This is a genomic window from Microcystis protocystis FBCC-A270, from assembly GCF_050500235.1.
GTDB lineage: Bacteria > Cyanobacteriota > Cyanobacteriia > Cyanobacteriales > Microcystaceae > Microcystis > Microcystis ichthyoblabe_A.
On sequence record NZ_CP191407.1, the window covers coordinates 158153 to 181008 of the forward strand.

The following is a 22856-nucleotide window of genomic DNA, read 5'->3' on the forward strand; positions in this document are numbered from 1 at the left end:
GAAACTGTAGATTTTCTATCCGAATGCTTCGCCCGTACTTTTTGCCGCATACCCTATTTAGGAGAAAACTGCTCGATTCAATAATTTGAGCCAAAACCCAATATTTTTAAAGACATCGGTGCAGTTTCCCGCAAGTGTCGCTCATTTTTGATAGACAAAAGTTATTGCTGTCACCCCCAACACAACTTTACTGTCCCACCCGCCAAATTTTGATAGTTTTGTCAGCACTCCCACTAGCTAAATAGCGTCCATCGGGACTATATCCCACTGACATAACCCTGCTAGAATGACCGGTAAGGGTACGCAATTCTTTTCCCGTTGCCACCTCCCAAATTTTGATAGTTTTGTCACTACTACCACTAGCTAAATAGCGGCCATCGGGACTATATACTACTGAACTAACCCAGCTAGAATGACCAGTAAGGGTACGCAATTCTTTTCCCGTTGCCACCTCCCAAATTTTGATAGTTTTGTCACGACTCTCACTAGCTAAATAGCGACCATCGGGACTATATACTACTGAATAAACACTACCAGAATGACCGTTAAGAGTACGCAATTGTTTTCCCGTTGCTACCTCCCAAATTTTGATAGTATTGTCATAACTCCCACTAGCTAAATAGCGGCCATCAGGACTATATACTACTGAAGTAACCCCGTCAGAATGACCAGTAAGGGTACGCAATTTTTTTCCCGTTGCCACCTCCCAAATTTTTATATTTTTGTCACAACTCCCACTAGCTAAATAGCGACCATCGGGACTATATACTACTGATTGAACTGAGTAAGAATGACCAGTAAGGGTACGCAATTCTTTTCCCGTTGCTACCTCCCAAATTTTGATAGTTCTGCCATTACTCCCACTAGCTAAATAGCGCCCATCGGGACTATATACCACTGACAAAACCGAGCTAGAATGACCAGTAAGGGTTTTATCTAAGAAGCGAAGACTAGATAAATCCGATATTAATAATTGAGGACTAGCAGGAAACTCTAGATATTTAAAATAACCGTAAGCTTGTGTTATTCCTACTCCTAATAACAAAACTCCGCCAAGAGCTATCATTAGATTTGGTGTTGGAGGCATAGATTGAAGACCGGCGGGAAACTGCTTATATTTCAAATAACCATAAACTTGCGTTATTCCTACTCCTAATAACAAAACTCCACCAAGAGCTATCATTCTATTTCTAAGCTTATTATTTTTAACCGGTTGTACAGGTGTAGGAAGTAACTTTAATTGCCGTTCAATCTCATCCAAACGTTGTAAAATAACCCTAGTATTAGCCGGTCTATTCTTGGGTAATCTTCCCATTAACTCATCAATAAAATCCAACAATGACGGGTGAATATTTTCCGTTTCTTCTCGCCAAGGTAAAACATCATTAATCGGATCATAAATTTCTAAGGGATGTTTTCCGGTTAATAAATGCACAAAAGTTCGTCCTAAAGCATGAAAATCTGATTGAATCACTGCTTGGCCATGTTGTTGTTCATTGGGTGTATATCCGGCTGAGGTAATACCTGTTACCTGTTGACCTTTTACCTTTTGATGATAGGTTTGGGTTTCTTCCCTTGCTGTGCCAAAATCAATTAACACCAACTCGCCACTATTCCGCAGCATAATATTAGGGGGTTTAATATCTCGATGCAGCCAATTCTGTTGATGAATTTTATCGAGAATTAAAGTAATTTCTCTCAGCCATTTTAAGGCTTGTTTTTGACTTAACTTATCATACTGGTTGAGCCACTGTTCTAAATTAATCCCCTCCACTTTTTCCATGACTAAACAGTGTAATATTTTCCCTTCCCTTGTGGAATATTGAAAATAGGCATCTGCGCGAGGAACACCGGTGACATTTTGACGACTTAACTCTAATAAAACGTCATATTCTCGTTTAAATAATTCCACTGCCTTCGGTTCATTATTCCATTTTTCTTGTAAGACCTTGAGGATTTTGGCTGTAAAACCTTCAAAAGCCTCATAAACAACCCCAAAACCGGTCGTATCACTCAATAACCGACTTACCCTATATTTACCATTTAACAACAATTGAGAGCCGCAACTTTGACAGTAACGAGTATTCGAGTTATTATTACTCGGATGGTCTGGTTGAGAACAATCGGGATTGATGCAGTAACAGGGTTTCATCTCGGCTATCAGTTATTTTATCGGGTGAATAATTGCAAGTTTTCCCTTACCTGTCTTTGAAGGCATTGTATCATAAGTAAGTAGTTATGATTAAATTGAAGAGAGATATTGCATTTTTCAAAACGTCGTGCTTTGTAGGTTGATTCATGAATCAACGCTTCCTAGGGTTCTTTCACTCTCTCCAATGTCATTCTCTCCAATCCTTATCTGGCAACGTTTTTAGTCGATTTATCGGAATAAATAGCTGAAAACCCCCCCGTGCATTAGTTTTTCGGAGGGATGCTTACAAACAGCTGCTGATATATCTGTAATAATTTAAGAGTCACTGATAATTGCTGATTGTCGGTATTTCTGCAAATCTGAGATGCAGCCAAATTATCCCCCCAAATTAGAAGGATAAATTATCAAGTTTCTCCCTGATTTTACCCTATTCATTCATATTACGATAGGTAGCCACTGCCGAGGGAGAAATGCGATTGAGATAACGGAAAATCCAATATTTTAAGACTGTATCCAAGATAACGGGAAAAGTGGCGATAAAGAGAAAATTAAACTGGCGATTTTCTGGTAAACCGAAATGACGACTTAACCCTTCTAGGATCACTTCCCAACCGTGGGGAGAGTGGAAACCGACAAATATATCGGTAAAGAGAATAATTAAAAAAGCTTTAGCTGAATCGCTAAGATTGTAGAGAATGCCATCCAGAAAAGACTTGACAATCTCGATTTCTCGACGACTAAAAGCGATAACAAACCCAAAGGCAATCAGGGAACAAATATCGGCGAAAATATTAGCAATCGCGTTTAGACCTCGTTGGCGAAATTCTTCACTTAGTACCGCTGCTTTTTTAGTAATTTCTCCCTCGATTTCTTCGTTAGATAATTTGGGAGCTAAACCAATCATACCTCGAAAATGTAAAGCTTCCTCAAATCTTCTCAATTCCGAAAAAGCCTCTTCTTCTAAATCCTGATTGATAAAAATAAACTGTTCCTGTTGTTGGAAATATTTATTAACCAAGGGGGTAATTAGGAAGGTTTTGGTTAATTGCTGGGTTAATAAAGGAACAATAATTAACAGTAAAATAAACTTGAGGGAAATGGCTGTTTTATAACGAGAATTGCGAAATTTCTTTAAAACTGCCTCCTCCGATTCCTCCGCTTGGGGATCAATTTCCTGTTTAATGCGATTAAAAGTGTTGACAAAAGAACGGGGCAAAACCCCCGGTTTTTCCGTAGCTTTTTGGGATTTATTACTTTTGATTATTTCCTCATCTTCAATACTACCCGCTGCTAAAAAAGAGCGATTTCTAGAAGTCTTATTTTTGGCTGTTTCCTGCTCAAAATTTCTGTTCTGGATACTTTTGGGAACATCTTGCAGATCTTCTTCCCAATAATTATCTTGATATTTTCCGATAACACTATCGATAAACTGAAGTTTTTTCAGACAAACATCTGTGGTGACAGTAATCACCCCATTATTAATTGTCGGTTGATTGGGTCCGAAGGTATTAACGATCGAGCGACTAGCTTTAAACTCCGTCAATCTGACTTTAATTTTTTGCAGATAACCTTTAACTTCTGCGATAAAATAGGAATTAGTGCTGCTGCCATAATTCGAGAACCCATTCGCCACTTTTCGTCCTTGAAAATGCTTGTCTTCTATCTCCTTAATCTTCAAAGCTGCATGATAAGCCTCATCTAAAGAACGTTCAGGAGTTTGTAATAACCATTGATTAACACCTTGCAAAATCCGATTAAGATTCATAGGAAACAATTACTTCCACAAGGGAGAAAAGCTAGAGTACCGATCAGTTATCTTAACAAATACAATCGAGAAAAAACGATGTCAATCATACCAATTTGGATCGAAGGTGGCACGCGATCAGGAAAAACCACCACTTTAGTCGGGGAATTTCGGCGCTGGGTGTCTCGCGATCGCTCAAAATCATCCCCCCTTCCTCGATCGATCTTAGTTTTCGCTGCCAACGATGATAATAAACGGGAATTAGCCGATCGATTAGCCATTGCTGTTAGGGGTAGCTATCCGATTCTCTGTAAAACCCCTTTAGGTTTTCTCACCGATGAAGTCATCCTGTTTTGGCCGTTAATTTTCGAGTTTTTGGGGCTAAAAGCGCAATTTCCCCGCCGATTACGCCCAGAAACGGAGCAGGAACTCGCCACCCGTCTCTGGCAACCAGCAATCGCCGAATTCTTCCAGCTTACTAGCATAAATGAATATCGTTTCGTCCGTCAAGTTCTCGATTTGTTACAATTAGCCGGTGCTAGTGGTGTTCCCGCAGAAAAGATACCCGAAAGATTAGCCGAAGGATTATCAGAAACAGATTTAAAACGAGTTTTAGCGATTAATGAGCAGGAAACACCGGAAAAAGTGGGAGAATTAATCATTCAATGGCGTGATTGGTCTCTAGAACGTGGTTTATTAAGTTATGGTATCATCTACGAACTCTATTGGCGCTATTTATTTCCTGATAGTCGCTATCAACAGCAACTATTAAAACGCTTCCGGGGGGTTTTTGCGGACGATGTGGACGATTATCCGGCTATTGCCAAGGATTTACTCAGTTTTTTCCTCGATCATGATTGTTTTAGCGTTTTTACCTACAATCCCCAGGGAAAAATCCGCTTAGGATTAACTGCCGATCCCGATTATCTACACGAATTAGAGAAACGCTGTCAAATTATGTCATTATCTACCACTGAGGGGTTAGCTGCTCAGTTTAGCGAGACGATTCTCTCCCTAATCAGCGACGGTAACTATCTTGGCAATCTTCCCGATCAATTCATCTCCCTGCAAACCACCTCTCGCGCTGAATTGTTACGGAAGACAGCCACAGCTATTATTCAAGCAGTCAAGCAAGGGGCAGTAAAACCCGAAGAAATCGCCGTTATTGCCCCCGGTTTAGACGAAATCGCCCGTTATAGCCTGATGGAAATTTTAACCGGTGCCGGGATAGCCGTTCAACCCCTCAACGAACAACGACCCCTGATCAGTTGTACTCTGATTCGGGCATTATTGACCCTTCTCGCCCTTGTTTATGAAAATTTGGGGCGTTTAGCCCCCCAAGAGGCTATAGCGGAAATGCTGGTGATTTTTAGCCGTTATCGCTGGGATGAAGAACAAAATTTAATTCCCGATATCGATCCGGTTCGCGCTGGATTAATTGCCGATTATTGTTATCAAGTGGATCTGGAAAATCCCCGTTTATTAGCGATCGAAACTTTTCCCCGTTGGGATCGCTTAGGACAAAAAGCTTGTACTGCCTACGAAAGAATTTGTCACTGGATCGAAGGGATGAAAAAACGGCAGCAGGAAGCCAAACTTTTCCCGATTTTTGTCTTAAATCAAGCGATCGAACAATTATTAAACGATGGGGAAAATTTGCCCTTCGATCACTTGGCAGCTTTGCGAGAATTAATGGAAACTGCCCAACATTTTTGGGAGATCGATCGCCGTTTGCGTGAGAGTGAACCCTCTTTTCAAAGTCCCAGCGAAACTATTAGTCAGTTTATCCAACTTTTGCGCCGTGGTACAATTACCGCTAATCCCTATCCTGTGCGACAATTTATTAAATCTTCCTCAGCAGTTACCCTAGGCAATATCTTTCAATATCGTTCTTTTCGTTCTAGTCATCGTTGGCATTTTTGGCTAGATTGTTCCTCCCCACTCTGGGAACAAGGAGGTGCTGCTACTCTTTTTGCTGCGCCAATTTTTTGGCGAAAAAGTCCCTATCAACCCTGGACAACGGAAGCAGAATTAGAGGAAAATCAAGACCGTTTACAGAGAGTTTTAAGGGATTTATTAGCAAGGGTAAGCGAAAAAGTTATCCTCTGTCACAGTGATTTAGGAGTATCGGGAACCGATCAAACTGGACAACTTTTATCCTTAGTACAAGCGGCAAAAGAATATGATTAAGCACTAGAAAAAATTAACTTCTTGGTTAGGAGAGGCAATAGGCAATAGGCAATAGGCAAAGGGGGGTTAGATATGTGTAATTAATTTTGCTTAGGTACTTAGTAAAAGAATTGGGGGAGATTCAGCTAATCTAAGGATAGGCGGTTAAGATGCGTCTGAGCTTATAACCTAATTTGGTCTTGACGACCGGCCAAGCTCTTGACTATCTAAGTAGGTAGGCGTTAAAAGTTGTCAGATGCCCCCCTTATTAAGGGGGGATTAAGGGGGGACTAAGGGGGGATCGGCACACCCCTTATCAAGGGGGGCAGGGGGGATCGAACCTAAAATCCATTTTTAATTTAATTATAACCAGCTACTTAAATTAGTCGTTAATACTGCACCGGAGTGTCAGAGTGGGGAGCAGGGAGAGGAAGTTTGAGCATTTGTACTAAAATTTTCAATACGCAGTTTAAATTCAGTACAGCTTACCCACTCTTTGTGTGCGAGAATAGCCTGTGTGAAAAACCTAGGTAATTGTTATGGTTGCACCTATACAAAATAGGCAGTTTAACGGGTTGTCTAGCCAAGAAGCTAGTGAGCGCTTGAAACAGCACGGCTACAACGAACTCCCCTCAACTCAGCATCGTACTTTTTTAACCATCGCCCTAGACATTATCCAAGAGCCGATTTTATTGCTCCTAATTGCCTGTGGTGTCATCTACCTCTTTTTGGGTGATGCACAAGAAGCTCTAATTTTACTGGGGTTTGTCTTTTTTATTATTGGCATCAATCTTTACCAGGAGCAAAAAACGGAACGTTCTCTAGAAGCACTGCGGGACTTATCCAGTCCGCGGGCCTTGGTGATTCGAGATGGGGAACGGCAGCGGATTGCCGGCCGGGAAGTGGTACAGGGCGATCTGATCGTGGTGGAGGAGGGCGATCGCGTTCCTGCGGATGCGATTTTGCTGTGGTCCACTCACTTGACGATTGATGAATCGCTGTTAACCGGAGAGTCTGTTCCAGTCAGGAAACGCACCATCCAGTTGGAAGAAGACCCGAAGCACCTTTCAGCCACCTTGAGACCGGGTGGAGACGACTTACCCACTGTCTATTCTGGCACTCTTGCGGTACAAGGGCAGGGCATTGCCCAGGTGCAAGCAACGGGTATCGGCACTGAAATGGGAAAAATTGGCAAAGCTCTGCAAACGGTTGAACCGGAAGACACGGTCTTACAAAAAGAAACCCGTCGCATTGTCGGTAAATTGACGATGATCGCGCTGGCCATTTGTGCGGCGGTGGTCGTGATTTATGGATTAACCCGGGCCGATTGGTTGCATGGCTTTTTGGCAGGATTAGCCCTGGCGATGGCAATTTTGCCCAATGAAATTCCGGTGGTGCTGGCCATCTTTCTGGCTCTGGGAGCGTGGCGATTCTCGCAAAAACAGGTACTAACCCGTCGCATTCCAGTGGTTGAAACCCTGGGTTCTGTCACCGTTCTTTGTGTCGATAAGACTGGAACCCTGACATTGAACCAAATGGCCGTCAAACAGTTATTGGTTTACAGCGGCCCCGGTGCTTATCTGTACGATGTGACGCTCCACGAGCGCGAACCCTTGCCAGAAGTCCTTCATCCCCTGATCGAGTTTGGTATTCTAGCGAGTCGCAAAGATCCCTTTGACCCGATGGAGAAAGCGTTGCAGCAAATTGGTTGGGATTACCTAGCCAAGACTGAACACCTGCATAGCGATTGGCAACTACTGCGCGAATATCCCCTGTCCACCGATCTCTTGGCCATGTCCTGTGTCTGGGAATCCCTGACGGGGGAGCTTACCGTTGCGGCAAAAGGGGCCCCAGAAGCGATCGCCGATCTCTGCCATTTCAGCCCGATTCAACAACAGGAGCTTGTCGAACAGATCCAGGCAATGGCCGGAGAGGGTTTGCGAGTTCTGGGAGTTGCCCAAGGACGCAAAATGGGAACATTACCCAAAACTCACGCTCTTGAGTCATCCGGGCCTCTAGCCTACTTAGAATCTGACGATCGCTTACCAGTTCAACAACACGACTTTGAGTTTGAATTTGTGGGACTGATCGGACTGGAAGACCCCGTGCGTCCTACTGTGGCACCTGCGATCGCTGAATGCTATGGTGCGGGAATTCGCGTTGTCATGATTACGGGTGATTATCCGGTAACAGCCCAGAACATTGCCCGTCAGATTGGACTCAGGCCTTTAGACAAGGTGATCACCGGTAGGGAACTGGAGCAAATGGGTGAGTCGGAACTGCGCGATCGCATTCAAAGCACCAACATCTTTGCCCGTGTCGTCCCCGAACAAAAACTATTGATTGTCAATGCACTGAAACGCTCCGGGGAAATTGTGGCCATGACCGGTGATGGTGTCAACGATGCCCCGGCCCTCAAGTCTGCTCATATCGGCATTGCCATGGGTGAACGAGGTACGGATGTAGCGCGCGAGTCTGCCGATTTGGTCCTGTTGAAAGATGATTTTTCGTCCATCGTCGAATCGGTCAAACTAGGAAGACGTATCTTTGACAACCTGAAAAAGGGGATGGCCTATACCTTGGCCGTTCACGTTCCGATCGCGGGTATGTCGTTGATTCCAGTCATCTTTGGCTGGCCTTTGGTGCTACTCCCGATCCACATTGCCTTTCTGCACTTAATTATCGATCCGGCCTGCACGGTTGTGTTTGAAGCTGAACCGGCAGAAAGCGATATTATGCGTCGCCCCCCCCGTAATCCCAAAGAACCCTTGTTCAGTCGTCGGACGTTGCGATTAGCCTTGCTTCAAGGAACCAGCGTTTTAGTGGTACTGGTTATTGTATTTGCGATCGCCTATAGCAACGGCAATAGTGAATTTAATGCTCGCGCCTTAGCATTTACGACATTGATTATCTCTAACCTGGCTATGATTCTCACCAATCGTTCCTGGTCCCGAACGATTCCAGAAATGCTCCAAGCTCCTAATCGGGCTTTGTGGTGGGTGATCGGCGGTGGACTGCTGTTTTTGGGATTAGTTCTCTATGTTCCTTTGTTACGACACCTGTTCAGCTTTTCATTTCTACATACTGATGATTTGCTGGTCAGCTTAGTTTCTGGAGTTGTCAGTATTTTCTGGTTTGAAGGACTAAAACTGTGGAACCGTCGGCACTTGAACACCCAAAAATAAAAGGCATCATATAGCGTTTTTCAGTCGGCTGAGGTACAAAAGTTATGGGTTTTAGGCAAAAGGCGAAAGGGAAGAAAAATAGGTGTACCTCACTAGCTTAGGAAACGCTATAGATTCCACGATCGGTTACAAATTGTTGCAGCAGTGCGCTATGTAGTTGCTTGAATGAATTGTGCCTACCTACTCAATAATCGGCATGGTGGGTTCAATCATCAAGTTTAACCCTCTGCTAACCAGCGCACGGCATCCTTAGCGTGGTAGGTTAAGATAATATCGGCACCCGCCCGTTTAAAGCTGGTTAAAGTCTCTAAAGTCACCCGTTTTTCGTCAATCCAGCCATTTAACGCCGCCGCTTTAATCATTGAATATTCCCCCGACACATTGTAGGCAGCCACGGGTAAATTAGTCATTTCCTTGATTCTCCAGATAATATCCATGTAAGATAGGGCAGGTTTTACCATTAACATATCTGCTCCCTCTAATAGGTCTAATTCCACCTCTTTTAAGGCTTCCCTGGCATTACCCGGATCCATTTGGTAGGTTCTGCGATCGCCGAATTGGGGGGTAGAATCCGCCGCATCCCGAAACGGCCCATAATAGGCAGAGGCATATTTAGCCGTATAGGAAAGAATCGGTGTATCACTATAACCCGCCTCATCCAATCCTTGACGAATTGCCTGCACAAAACCATCCATCATTCCCGACGGTGCAATGATATCCACTCCCGCTTTTACCTGAGAAACGGCGGTTTTTTGCAATAATTCCAGAGTGGGATCATTTAACACCCTGCCGGTTAAATCTCCTGTTTGCAGATAACCACAATGACCATGGTTGGTATATTCACACAAACAAGTATCGGCGACAATGAGTAGATCGGGAACTGCCTCTTTAATTGCTGTGGCCGCTTTCTGCACAATACCATGATCGTGCCATGCTCCCGTCGCCTCTGTGTCTTTACTTTCTGGCAGCCCGAATAAAATAATCGCTGGAATTCCTAAATCCCGCACTTCCTTGGCTTCATCAACAATTTTATCGATTGATAATTGGTACACTCCCGGCATCGATTTGACTTCCCGGGCAATACCTTCCCCCGTCGTAGCGAAAAGGGGATAGATAAAGTCATTGGCTGTCAAGACGGTTTCACTCACCAGACGGCGCATTTGAGGGGTTTGACGCAGACGACGGGGGCGATGAATAGGAAACATAGTTTTTTGTGATTAAATCGGGAATCTTGTCTCGATTCTTTAGTTTAAATCTTTGCTGAGGATGAACACAAATCGATTCAGCCGGCAGCTGGCTGCCGGCAGCTATCCGCAATATTTAGTTATTTTGAGCTTAATCAAACTATTTAGATTATTTTTGACCTAATGAGGCTTTATCGTCGTTTTGAGGGCGAAAAACCAGCAATTTGACTAAAATTTAATCTTTATAGCGATCACTTTTGCTGTTGCCACCACCTCATCTCTTTACAAAACTTTACCTCATCAGTGATCAGTTACCAGTTATCAGTTACCAGTTATCAGATGTGAGTTTTCAGTTCACTGATGGCTCTCTTGGATATTGGCTGAAAAATGTTCATGGTGTTACATTAGCGGCGCAAGCGTTCACTGATTACTGATTACTGTTCACTGTTCACTGACTCCCAAAACCCATCTCCATTTGGGAGAAGGATCGTTTATTCTAGGAAGTAAGAGCGATCGATTCAGGATTTTTGTTATGGCCAACTTAGGTGATTTAGTCAAAAAAGCAGTTTATTTGGGCGTAGGCATTGCTACTTATGCCGCCGAAAAAGCTGAAGTAAATTTACAAGAATTAAGAAATCAAGCCCAAAAATTAGCCGATGAAATGATTTCTCGCGGCGAAATAAACGCAGAAGAAGCGAGGAAATACGTCGATGAGTTGGTGAAACAGGCACAACAGCAACCGGTGACAGCTAACGAATCTAATATTCCCCATGAACCCCGACGGATAGAAATTATTGAAGATGAGGAGGACACCAAAGCAGCTGATCCCAAAGTAGATGAATTGCGGCAAAAGGTGGAACGTCTTCAGGAGGAATTACGGAAACTGCAACAGGATTAAAACCTAGATTTTAGGGATAAATAACTAATTATTACCAGACAAGGGATGCAAGTATAAACATGGACGATTGGCAGAAGGATTTTTGGGAAGTGATCGAAACTGTGGCACTGGGAATTGAAAATTTTTTCCAAGAAGTGACCCAAGCTATTGAAGAAATCAATGAGGAAATTATCATCGATCTGGAACAGTTTATTCAAGAGGTTTTACCCCAGGAATTAGAAGAATTTTTTAACCTCGATGAATCCCTATTTTCGGAATTAGACGAACCCTCGGATTTTACCCTCACTCCTAAGGTTAACCCCGATCCTAACACCCATGCTGCTTGTATCGGTTGCCGTAATTATCACGGTTATATCTACGGAGGCAATCTTCTCGTCTGCGGTTTCCATCCCTACGGTTGGGATAGTGATAGTTGTCCCGATTGGCAAGCAGAGGATTAATTATTTTCCTATAAAATCAGGTAGGGTTATTATCCCTACCCATAACTTTTATCTCAAAGCAGTTAGGGACTTGCGCTTTGATAATTTACCATCTGGCTGGTCTGGTTCTTCTACAGAGCGATTTTCTGGCTGGGATATTATTCCTAAGCAAGTTCCTTATCGTTGTTGTGGTCAAAAAAAGGTATCCTTTGTCCCCAATCAGTAATCCTTGAATCGAGCCAATGACATCCCAGAGAGCTTCTCGTTCCGAGCCATTCGCGGGAGTCAGTCCCGATGAAAAAATTTTCACCACCAGAGATGAAAGAGGTTTCCTTCCCTACACCCGTTCAGACCTCGGCGTGAGCTTTTGTCGAACGCAAAAGCTCACGGCCGAAGCCCACACCCCACACCCTATACCCTCTTTCAAGTAAAGATGAAGTCACTAGCAGTTAACGTGCCCGCAAATCCTACAAGGGTAATCTGACCGAAGCCTGGAGTAGAAGGACTCGTAATGATGTCGTTACCAGCACCAGGGCCGACAGTAATCGTCAAAGCCCCGATGCCGCCGAGACCAAAGGCAGACAAGTCAATCTTGTCAGCACCACCCCCACTGAAGTCAGTGATGACATCGTTACCGAAACCACTTGCGAAGCGGAACGTGTCATTGCCGATCCCCCCAGTTAGGGAGTCATTGCCGAGGCCGCCAACCAGAGTGTCATTGTCGGCACCACCGTTCAGGATATCATTCTGTGTACCACCGTTCAGGGTGTCATTGCCGGCATCGCCATTATAGGTGCGAGCCGAGGCGTTGGTGGCAGTAATGGTGTCGTTCCCGCCTTGTCCGAAGACGCTGCCAGAGAGCAAGGTTGTGGCGCTGAAGTCGAGGATGTTGTCGCTGGCGTTGCCATCGATGTTTCGGTTGGAACCACCCGCATCCAGGTTGACCCGCTCGATGCCGTTGGTGGCCAAGAATTGATTCAGCACCAGATTGCCTTGGCCGCCATCTGTGGTTCGCTGCAAGGTGTCGATACCTGACCCGCCTTGCAGGGTGTCAAACTCAGCCTCGTTCAGGTTGGCGAGGAAGGTATCGTCGTTATCGCCGCCGTTCAGACTGTCAGCACCAACCCCCCCCTTGATGGTGTCGTTGCCGCCGCCACCGGAGATGGTGTCATTGTCGGCACCACCGTTCAGGATATCATTCTGTGTACCACCGTTCAGGGTGTCATTGCCGGCATCGCCATTATAGGTGCGAGCCGAGGCGTTGGTGGCAGTAATGGTGTCGTCCCCGCCTAAACCATTGACACCGTTAGAGAGAAAGGTGGTGGCACTGAAATCAAGCACATTGCCATTCGCGTTGCCATCAATCCCGCGATTTGAGCCGCCCGCATCCAGGTTGACCCGCTCGATGCCGTTGGTGGCCAAGAATTGATTCAACACCAGATTGCCCTGGCCGCCGGTGGTGGTGCGTTGTAAAGTGTCTGTCCCCGACCCGCCTTGCAGGTTGTCAAACTCAGCCTCGCTCAGGTTGGCGAAGAAGGTATCGTCTCCCGCACCGCCAAATAGGCAGTCTTCATCCACACCTCCGGTAATGGAGTCGTTTCCGGCAAGGCCAAACACCAAGTCTTGTCCATCACCAGCCTGAATCGTGTTGTTCGCTGCGGTGCCCACAATGAGGCTACTTTTCCCGGCTACATCCGTATAACTAGCCGTGGTCATCACCACCACATTGTTGATCGGGATCAAGCAATCGGTGATGTTGTAAACCTGGCCATCATCTAGCACGTTGGCTGTGGCCGACTCGAAGTTTTGAGCCTTGAACTGGAGGCTCGCGATATTGATGGTGCCTCCACTGGGCGCGAGGGTCTTACCCGTGGGAGCAGCAACGTAAGTGTTGAGCGACCCGATATCGCCGACACTGAAAGCCCCAAGCTGCAGGGGAGTCAACACCAGATTGATGGTGTCTTGTGGGGTGGAACCGCTACCGCCGCCGTCATAGACGGTGACTTGGCCGCTGTGGCTCGCCGCCGTCCAAACCGTGTCGGCACCGTCAGCCATGCTGACGCCGGTGACGTTCAGCACCTGGCCGATCAGGCTGAGGTTGACCACCTCGTTGGTGGCGTTGCTGCCGTTGATGGCCTGATTGTTGCCGTCCAGGGTCTCGATGCTGGAATAGGTGGCGGTGGTGCCGCTGCCCGACGGGCCGAATGAAGATATGCTCAGCGCACCAGCACCCGTGTTCCTGATCGTGTCGTTGCCGGTGCCGCCGATGATGGTGTCGCCGCCCACCTGTAAGCCAGCGATGTTGAAGGTGTCGTCGCCGTCGCCCCCGTCCATGCTATCGGCACCGTCGCCGCCGGTGATGGTGTCATTGCCCGCGCCGGCATTGATGCTGTCGTTGCCGCTACCAGTGCTGATCGTATCGGCGAAGCTGCTGCCGACGACGATCTGGGTGCCGCCGCCGCCGTTGATGGTCACCCCGGCATCCGCGGTGGAGACGTTGACGTAGTCGGTGCCGCCGGTGGCATTAAAGGTGTTGATCGCGCCCACCCCGGTGGCGCTGCTGAACCCGGAGAGGTCGAAGATGTCGCTGCCGTTGTTGGTGCCGTTGATGGCAAAATTGTTGCCTTTGAAGGTCTCGATGCCCTGATAGGTCGCGCCGGCTGAGGTCGGCAGAGACCCGTTGATGAGGGAGTAGTTCGTCCCCGCGACGCCGAAGGAAAGGGAAGTGGACAGGGCGCCGGTGACGTTGATGGTGTCGCTGCCACTGGTGCCCGTGTCGTTGAAGGTGTCGCCGCCCAGCTGTAAGCCAGCGATGTTGTAGGTGTCGCTGCCATCGCCCCCATCCATGCTATCGGCACCGTCGCCGCCTATGAGAGTGTCATCGCCCGCGCCGGCACTGATGATGTCGTTGCCGCTACCGGTGCTGATCGTCTCGGCGAAGCCGCTGCCGGTAACGTTCTGGGTGCCGCCGCCGCCGTTGATGTTGATGCTGGTGAAGCTGACACCGGAGTTTGTGGTCAAGCCGGACAGATTGACGACGTCGGTGCCGCCGGTGGCGTCCAAGGTGTTGATCACCAGATCGGTGTCGGTGAATGGAGGTGACCCCCCAGGGGAGATGGTGAATCCCGACCCGGTGACCTTATAGCCGCCTGTGTCGTCGAGGACGTTGATCGTATTGCCGCTGTTGTTGCCATTGATGGTTCGCGTAGGCATAATCTTTTCTCCAAATTTGTTGTTTGCGTTGACGCGCCGGTGCCAGTCCTGAAAGCCAAATGGGGCCATCCAAAAAATGGTCTAAGCCCCCGATTGGGGTCAGACTCGACTGACCGATTGTGGACACTCAAAGTGAATTAGTTTGATCTTACAGTATCTGGTTGTTCGTTAGTTGGTATGGTTCGATAGGGGGGCATAAATCGACTAAATTCTTATCTGGCAAGAGATTTAATTGATTAGTTCGCTCCAGATCGCAAACAATTGACAAAAATTGCGGTAATGTCTTTTTCTATAAGGGTTTCATCCTTTATAACCCCCGTCCATTGCATAACACAAACCGAAGAGCAAAAATAATTTAGGATCGCTATAGTTAAGAATTACCCTTGGGAGCATGGTAAGGTTCAGAATCAAAAGGCTGCATCCCCACATCGGGATATTCATCATTGTTGGGACTAAAAATGCGAGCGAAAGCCTCTGTTAGGTACTGGACAAAATTGTGTAATGTATCCTTGATATTCATTGCTTTTCCCTCCGACTCTCGACAACAATCTCTTTTTCGGATCAGGTTGATTCACCCCTCCATCGCCATTATCTGGCCAGAATCTCATCAATTGTTGACTTTTGAGATAATTCTTGAATAATCTTCATAAGACTTTATATTTTTTCTTGTTTATCTAAATCTTTATAGTAATTCTTGTATTTTTGTAAAGGAAAAATTATTCAATCAAATCGCTGAACAAATATTTAATTGTTGTCCAGAAAGGACTGTATCCTTGTTGATCATCATTTTGATTGTTTATTTAGAAATGTGACAGAAAAAAATAAGGTTTTGGTCGTAGATGCAGCGAGTCAAGGTTAGCTTTATTGTTATTGAGCCGGAATTTGAAATCGCTAACTTAATTGACCCAGTGGTGCAGAAAACTCCTGAAAGACTTGCTGGACAAGGAGTCCGAGTTAGATAGGGAGTTAAGAGGAGCAAGTTTATGAGATGCTTAAGTTCCCCAAAGTCATCCCTAGGTTAGCCCCTCTCCTTTAACTTCAACTACTTGAACAACTAAGTCAATGGATTAAGGGATAATCTCGATCGCAGTAGCTTTGCTCTAGCCCACTGGACTTAGGTAGTACAAAAGCACTACTGCAGACGTTTTAAGCGTTCTTGGAGAATTTGGGCTTGTTTTTCGGACTCTGCTAAAGCTTGCTTCGTTTTTTGGATTAAAGCTTCTGGAGCTTTTTCGACAAAGCTAGGTTTATTCAGGCGATCGCTCAAACTCTTAATTTCCCCTTCTACTTTAGCTAAATTTTTCGCTAATTTCCCGGCCAATACAGATATATCAACCAATCCGGACAGGGGGATGAGGATTTCTACCGTAGCGACAACACCAGCGATCGCTTGATTGACTTCCTCGGTTAATTTGGTCGTCAAAATTAAGTTTTCGATCTTGGCCAAGTCCTTTAAGTACACTTGTCCGCGTTGCAAAATAGCTAATTCTTGGCTGTTTTCTGTCTGTAAAATTGCCGTAATCGTTGCCCCCGGTTTAATCCCCGCTTCGGCCCGCAAATTACGCAACACCCGAATACTTTCTATTAATAACTCAAAAGTATTTTCTAAGTCTAGATCGATCAGAGAACTATCGGCTATTGGATAGGTTTCTAAAGCCAAAACCTGCTGATTTTCTTGGGTTAAATGATGCCAAATTTCCTCGGTAATATGGGGCATAAAGGGATGTAATAATTTTAATGTTCCTGCCAAGATAAAAGCCAAAGTTTGCCGGGCTGTAGCGCAGGAAACCGATTCTTTATCCTTCCATAAACGAGTTTTCACTAACTCGATATACCAATCACAGAAATCGCGCCAGATAAATTCGTATAGACCTTTTGCCGCTTCTCCCATGCCATAATTTTCTAGATAATCTCTAGTTTTTTGCACTGTTTGATGATAACGAGATAAAATCCAGCGATCGGCTAATTCTAAATTTTCTAAAGCTGGTTCTCCCAATTCTTCTGGAGTTTTTCCCTCCAGATTCATCATCACAAAACGGGAAGCATTCCAAATTTTATTGGCAAAATTTCGGGCAGCTTCTACGGATTCCGATTCATCGGTTTTACGGTTATATTGCAGACTGATATCCTGTCCTGCTCCTGCAACTTCTCGAATTAAGGTATATCGTAAAGCATCGGTTCCATATTTATCAATTAAAATTAGGGGATCGATGCCGTTATTGGCAGATTTAGACATCTTTTTGCCGTTTTCATCCCTAACTAAACCGTGAATATAGACATCTTTAAAAGGCATTTGTCGCGTAAAATAGCCCGCCATCATCGTCATTCTAGCCACCCAGAAAAAGATAATATCAAAACCGGTGACGAGGGTTGTGGTGGGATAATAAGTGTCTAGATCAAGGGTTTTTTCTGGCCATCCCATAGTTGAAAATGGCCACAATCCCGAGGAAAACCAAGTATCTAAAACATCGGGGTCTTGTTGAATAATTATATCCTCTCCATACTCTTGTTTGGCCTTGGCTAAAGCGGAGGTTTCATCCCAGGCAACAACGAAGGGAGTATGGTTAGTAATTTCGTTATTGGTTTCACTGATAATATACCAAGCGGGAATTTGATGACCCCACCATAGTTGTCGAGAAATACACCAATCTTTGAGTTTAACTAACCAATCGCGATAAACTTTTGTCCATCTTTCTGGCACAAAACGGGGCGAGTTTTCCTGATCTAAACAGGTTAAAGCTTTTGTGGCTAAAGGTTCAATTTTAACGAACCATTGGGTAGATAAAAGGGGTTCCACGGGAACTTTACCTCGATCGCTATAGGGGACGCTATGGCGATAGGCTTCAATCTTAACTAAAAAACCGTCTTCATCGAGTTTTTTAACGACATTTTTGCGGGCAACAAAACGATCTTGACCCGCGAATATTCCGGCATTTTCGTTTAAACTGCCGTCTAAATTCATGATATTAATAAAGGCTAAATTATGGCGTTTACCCATCTCAAAATCCTTGGGATCGTGGGCCGGCGTAACTTTGACGCAACCAGTACCGAATTGGGGATCCACTAATTCATCGGCAATAATCGGGATTTCTCGCCCCATTATCGGTAAAGTGACGGTTTTGCCGATTAAATGGCGATAACGGGGGTCTTGCGGGTTGACAGCGACACCAGTATCACCGAGCATGGTTTCGGGCCTTGTGGTGGCTACTTGAAGATAACCGCTACCATCGCTAAGAGGATAGCGAAAATACCAGAGATTTCCCTCAATATCCTTGTTTTCCACCTCTAAATCGGAAACTGCCGACCGGGATTCGGGACACCAGTTAACTAAGTATTGACCGCGATAGATTAATCCGTCCTCATAGAGTTTGATAAAAGCAGTACGGACAGCATGGGAAAGTCCCTCATCCATGGTGAAACGTTCCCGCGTCCAATCGACGGATACCCCCAAGCGTCGCAGTTGATTAACAATGGTACTACCGGACTCCTCTTTCCATTGCCAAGCGCGTTCGAGGAATTTTTCCCTTCCTAGTTGGTAACGATCGGTTTTTTCGGCTTTTAATTGGCGATCGAGTATAGCTTGTACTGCAATACTAGCGTGATCTGTTCCGGGCAGCCAGAGGGTATTTTTGCCGGTCATGCGTTTGTAGCGAACAAGTGTATCAATCAAGGCACTCTCGAAAGCGTGACCCATGTGGAGACTACCGGTAACATTGGGAGGAGGGATAACTATACAGTAGGTTTCGCCGCCTTTTTCGGGGTTTGCTGTAAATATCTCTTGATTTTCCCAATATTGCTGCCATTTCGTTTCTGTGATCTTGGGATCGTATTGCTTCGATAGTTCCGAGGTCATGATGGGGGGATTCTACAATTCTTAGTTCTTTGTCAATTGTCCCACATTTGGGAGAGATCAAATTCCTGTTTAGTTGCTGGGTAAAAAATTTCAAGAGTCTTATTAAGATAGCTGTTATCTTTTCCTTGGGTAAACATAGCTAATTTCTGGTAATTATTTTGCATTTCATCAGTATAATAATTGCTATAATCAATTGAGGGAGTCAATCAATGGTTAGGTAGGTATTAAAAACTTTCAGATGCCCCCTTATTAAGGTAGGGTTGATTCATTTAAATTAAGTACAGCTGATTTTGAGTTAATAAATTTGACTGAAGATTCTCAAGTTTATCTTTCTCTAACTAAAAGAGTTAGTCACAACAATTAATCTTTAATCCTCTGCCAATATTTATTATGAATAGATTGATAAAGCTTGTTATCAAGCCACTAAAAGCCTATCTCTCTTGAAATTGTCTGAGAGTACATCCTGTTAATTTAGCTAATTTTTCTGCTTACTTCTTACGTCGATAAAACTATCAGTTTTTCCCAACGTTCAGCTAATCACCTTTGTCCCTCTGTTATTAAGAGAAAACCCAAACCTCTGAAAAGATTCAATCCTATAGTTGTGAGAATTGACCAATTGCTTGCCGCTTGAAAATCCCTGATCTGGCTTTTATCTTCCTCAAAAATTACATCTTTTACCCAATGTAACTGATTTTTTATTTTCCAATGTCCTCACTTCGACACATTTCGAGACATTTCGACAAGCTCAATGTAAAAGCTCAATGTAAAAGCTCAGTGACCGCGAATAATTTTGGCAAATACTTGAGCGGATTCGGTTAGGCTAAACTTCGACACATTTCAACAAGCTCAATGTAAAGGCTCAGTGACCGCTGATATAGTAAGCTGTTTCTTCATAAGTTTTATCCCCGCGACTACCCTTTCTTTCTACTTTAAGAAGTCTTCGCAGATTTTCAAACTCTTGTCTTTCATTTTTCTAGTTTTTCCGAACTTACCATGTAAAATCAACTAGCAAAATGCCAATTTAATAAATATCTAAGACTAAAGTTTTTAAAGTTTCTAAATCCACAGCCTCTCCTTTTAATCACATTGAGTTTATTGTTAATTCCTTCAACTGTTCTCTGGGTTGTTCGGTTATCAAAATGATGAGTATGAATGCAATTCAATTATCTTAAACAAAAATGCCAAGACTTAGCGATAAAATATCCAGACAAAAATTATTTATTTGATAATTATATTGAAAAACAAAGATATGAGTATAACAATTTAGAAAATATAATTACTTGTGCAACAATGGTAATTCAAAATAAATAATTTTGGACTAACATCGCCTTCCGTCTGACCCTGTTCCATAAGTTGATTGCAATGTCGAAGCCACTGCCTAGCAGTACGCCATCGCTAAGTGATTTTTCATATTACGTCAGAGCGTGGCGAAAAACTCGATGACCGGTTCGAGAGGGCGGGACTCGGCTAATGTAGAACGGGGGTGCTGAATCGTTTGTATTTTTTCAGGCTACCACCCCCTCCTTTTCTGATACCGAACTGAGGGTAATTATCGTCAAGCGTCAAAACATCTAGGCCTCTCCTTAATCCTAGTAATGTAAACTTTGATTATAGAGAAAGACTTCTAGCTCCGATCCGATGTTACATTAATAATTGAAGCTAAAAAAAAAGGTTCTTCCTTACTTGGTATGGTTCGATAGGGTGGCATAACGACGATAACAGCGATCAACCTGAACGCTCATATTTCCTAGAGTAGAGAACAAGGGAGTTAGGCAATTGCAGCTAGGGTTCAATGCTTCTCCAACCAGTCCCAAGTAGTGGGGGGAAATACCTGAGAATCGATAAACTGATCCCTGTTTGCGGGTGATGCTAGGCGTTGGACAAAAGCGAGATTATAGAAGGGATTATGGAAACTTGGACGCGATCAATTGACATCGAGGAGATAGCAAAACGCCATGGGTCTCCTCTCTACATACTGAACGTCGGTCAGCTTCGTCGGAACCTGTCCCACTTTGTGGAGCTTGTCGGCAGTCCATCTCAGGTTGCCTACCCGATCAAGGCTAATCCGTCGATGGCGATTCTGAATGAACTGGCATCCCTGGGATGCTCCGCAGACTGCTCTTCTAAATATGAAGTTGAGTTGGCCCTTTCTTGCGGATTCCCGTTGAATCGGATCACATACAACAGTCCGGCGCCCGACCACCAGCTAATGGTAGATCTCCTCGATGGAGGCTCAACAGTAGTTGCTGACTCTCAAGCTATATTAGATGACCTTCAACATAAGCTTTATGGCAAGGATTGGAGTGGGAGCTTGCTGGTTCGAGTTAACCCAGAAAAACCGGTGGAATATTTCCACAATACTGATTGGCAGGATATGGTTTCTCACGCCTCGCCTAACAGTAAGTTTGGCATCCCATCCGAGGAATTGCCAGATGCTCTGGCCAGTTGCAAACTACCTATAGCTGGCTTGCATATCCATATTGGAACTCAGATGGATAATGTATCGGCATTTAGTCATTCGATTCAGTTTATTCATCATTTGAAAAACTTAATCGAAGCCAGCTCGAATCATTGCATGAGAAAACTAAATCTTGGCGGTGGGTTTGGCATTGACTTCCATGACGGGCAACAGTTTCCAACAATCCTAGAGTACACAGAAGCATTAAAGAAACACTTGTTACCCGGTATTGAGTACATAGTCGAGCCTGGACACGCACTGGTTGGTAATGCCGTCGCCTTGTTGACTCGTATCCGCGAGCTTAAGCAGATGCGGGGCAGACGTTGGGCTATTGTTGATGTTGGCTCCGACCAGCTAATCAAGGTGACTCTCCTCTCATGGAGCCACCAAATTATCGATCGCAATCATCGCACCCTGCCTACTCAAGGGGACGATGCTATTGGAGGGCCACTTTGTTTTGCCGGCGATATATTGCTACCATCGACCAATTTAGAAGGCCAGAGTCGTGGGGATCCATTGTTAATCCAACACGCAGGAGCATATTGCTATTCAGTAAGCAATCACTTTAATGGGTTTCACGGGCCCGGGCATATAACCATAGATGAAATGGGTCAAATAGAAACGGCTTACGCTGCTGAGGACGTATTTGCTGATCACAGTTTCTTGGGATTTTCCAGGCCGACGCACCCCCCTTCAGAAGTGCTAGATCATGAAATTGATCTCGATATCATTGAAAGACTAAGCAGTGACTATCTCAAGCAGGGAGAATCTTCAGATGGCTACGCATTTACCAGAGTCCAACTCATAGCGCCAAGAACTTTGCAGTTCATGGTGAAGGCGAAGAGTTCTTTAGGGGCGATATCAATCCCATTCGCCGTCCGCATCGCCTCGGATGCCACAATAATTTCAGCTTTGTATCTTGTCGGCAAACAGGCCAAAGATGTTTCAGTTTGGGGAACAAGAACATATTTGAAGTCAGACACGATAATTCGTACCAGCCAGCCATTGAGACTGGTTGTATATATAGCGCCCAAATCAAGCCTCCCTGTGGATAAGCATACTACTCACCTGTCTCACTGGGACCTCGGCAACGGGAAGTTTAAGGGATCGTTCCGATTCATCTTATAAAGTTCTTTTCGTTGCCTTGCTCACGATATTTACACAAGCACCTTGGCACTGTGTTTCTATGATGCCATCAACTTTTAGCTATCACCTTGAGGGTGGGAGCTTTTTCTTGCTTTAGGGGCAGTTTGTCTTTTTCCCTAGCGGTGATTGCTTCTTTGTTCTGTTGAGTTAGTTAATTCTTCTGCGCTTTCTTTGACTACTGTTGAGGTCACTGCTGCCATAATTTTTGAATAATAAGAGTTATGGTCGGTCAAGCGTCAAAACATCTAAGCTTTTCCTTGACCCTGGCAATGTAAACTTTAATTAAGAGAAAGACTTCTAGCTCCGATCCGATGTTATATTAATAATTGAGGCTAAAGAAAAAAGCCTCCCTGACAGATCAACTGGCAAGGTTATAAGGTCAAGTTCACAAAGGAGTAAACCCTGTTAAAGTTCCATTCTGTCTCGATAACGGCG

Annotated in this window: 12 protein-coding genes and 4 pseudogenes; 6 read left to right on the top strand and 10 right to left on the bottom strand. The window is 44.8% G+C overall.

Going from position 1 to position 22856, the window contains the following annotated elements:
• Positions 1 to 187: 187 nt before the first annotated feature.
• Together ACQY1X_RS00755 and ACQY1X_RS00760 are read right to left on the bottom strand one after the other, a co-directional pair.
• Complete coding sequence (locus tag ACQY1X_RS00755) at positions 188 to 2152, bottom strand: protein kinase domain-containing protein (RefSeq protein ID WP_430013779.1); 1965 nt, start codon at positions 2150 to 2152, stop codon at positions 188 to 190.
• Positions 2153 to 2579: 427 nt separating this feature from the next.
• On the bottom strand, positions 2580 to 3917 hold the full coding sequence (locus tag ACQY1X_RS00760; RefSeq protein WP_430013780.1) for a proton extrusion protein PcxA: 1338 nt from the start codon (positions 3915 to 3917) through the stop codon (positions 2580 to 2582).
• Positions 3918 to 3995: 78 nt separating this feature from the next.
• On the opposite strand from ACQY1X_RS00760, the gene ACQY1X_RS00765 reads away from it, so the two are divergent.
• The gene (locus ACQY1X_RS00765; RefSeq protein WP_430015270.1) at positions 3996 to 6086 is read left to right on the top strand and encodes a recombinase family protein; all 2091 of its coding nucleotides are present in this window, start codon (positions 3996 to 3998) and stop codon (positions 6084 to 6086) included.
• Between the two features lie 518 nt (positions 6087 to 6604).
• Positions 6605 to 9250 (top strand): cation-translocating P-type ATPase, encoded by a 2646-nt coding sequence (locus ACQY1X_RS00770; RefSeq protein WP_430015271.1) that lies wholly within the window; start codon positions 6605 to 6607, stop codon positions 9248 to 9250.
• A 218-nt stretch (positions 9251 to 9468) separates the two neighbouring features.
• On the opposite strand, the gene hemB is transcribed toward ACQY1X_RS00770, so the two are convergent.
• Positions 9469 to 10455: a porphobilinogen synthase gene (hemB, locus tag ACQY1X_RS00775; RefSeq protein WP_002752178.1), complete on the bottom strand. Its 987-nt coding sequence runs from the start codon at positions 10453 to 10455 to the stop codon at positions 9469 to 9471.
• Positions 10456 to 10966: 511 nt separating this feature from the next.
• On the opposite strand from hemB, the gene ACQY1X_RS00780 reads away from it, so the two are divergent.
• Together ACQY1X_RS00780 and ACQY1X_RS00785 are read left to right on the top strand one after the other, a co-directional pair.
• Entirely contained in the window at positions 10967 to 11332 is a 366-nt protein-coding gene (locus ACQY1X_RS00780) for a phasin family protein (protein ID WP_002777874.1), read from the top strand.
• 59 nt (positions 11333 to 11391) lie between these two features.
• Complete coding sequence (locus ACQY1X_RS00785; protein WP_002752180.1) at positions 11392 to 11772, top strand: hypothetical protein; 381 nt, start codon at positions 11392 to 11394, stop codon at positions 11770 to 11772.
• Positions 11773 to 11890: 118 nt separating this feature from the next.
• On the opposite strand, the pseudogene ACQY1X_RS00790 reads toward ACQY1X_RS00785, so the two are convergent.
• The 4 genes and pseudogenes from ACQY1X_RS00790 to ACQY1X_RS00805 form a co-directional block, all read right to left on the bottom strand.
• A pseudogene (locus tag ACQY1X_RS00790) lies at positions 11891 to 12040 on the bottom strand (IS982 family transposase); the annotation flags it as partial.
• Positions 12041 to 12174: 134 nt separating this feature from the next.
• Positions 12175 to 14964: a beta strand repeat-containing protein gene (locus tag ACQY1X_RS00795; protein ID WP_430015272.1), complete on the bottom strand. Its 2790-nt coding sequence runs from the start codon at positions 14962 to 14964 to the stop codon at positions 12175 to 12177.
• Between the two features lie 148 nt (positions 14965 to 15112).
• Positions 15113 to 15293, bottom strand: a pseudogene (locus ACQY1X_RS00800) (hypothetical protein).
• A 41-nt stretch (positions 15294 to 15334) separates the two neighbouring features.
• Positions 15335 to 15484, bottom strand: coding sequence for a hypothetical protein (locus ACQY1X_RS00805; protein ID WP_002752187.1), 150 nt, complete (start codon positions 15482 to 15484; stop codon positions 15335 to 15337).
• A gap of 319 nt (positions 15485 to 15803) precedes the next feature.
• On the opposite strand from ACQY1X_RS00805, the gene ACQY1X_RS00810 reads away from it, so the two are divergent.
• The gene (locus ACQY1X_RS00810) at positions 15804 to 15926 is read left to right on the top strand and encodes a hypothetical protein (protein ID WP_002738230.1); all 123 of its coding nucleotides are present in this window, start codon (positions 15804 to 15806) and stop codon (positions 15924 to 15926) included.
• Between the two features lie 170 nt (positions 15927 to 16096).
• Here the strand turns inward: ACQY1X_RS00810 and ACQY1X_RS00815 are convergent, their stop codons facing one another.
• The 3 genes and pseudogenes from ACQY1X_RS00815 to ACQY1X_RS00825 all read right to left on the bottom strand — a co-directional run.
• Positions 16097 to 18817 (bottom strand): valine--tRNA ligase, encoded by a 2721-nt coding sequence (locus tag ACQY1X_RS00815; protein WP_103111858.1) that lies wholly within the window; start codon positions 18815 to 18817, stop codon positions 16097 to 16099.
• Positions 18818 to 19354: 537 nt separating this feature from the next.
• Positions 19355 to 19790 (bottom strand): annotated as a pseudogene (locus ACQY1X_RS00820) (hypothetical protein); the annotation flags it as partial.
• Between the two features lie 28 nt (positions 19791 to 19818).
• Positions 19819 to 19959 (bottom strand): annotated as a pseudogene (locus ACQY1X_RS00825) (transposase); the annotation flags it as partial.
• Positions 19960 to 20723: 764 nt separating this feature from the next.
• Here ACQY1X_RS00825 and ACQY1X_RS00830 point away from each other — a divergent pair.
• Positions 20724 to 22403: a diaminopimelate decarboxylase family protein gene (locus tag ACQY1X_RS00830; RefSeq protein ID WP_430015273.1), complete on the top strand. Its 1680-nt coding sequence runs from the start codon at positions 20724 to 20726 to the stop codon at positions 22401 to 22403.
• The last annotated feature ends 453 nt before the right edge of the window (positions 22404 to 22856 follow it).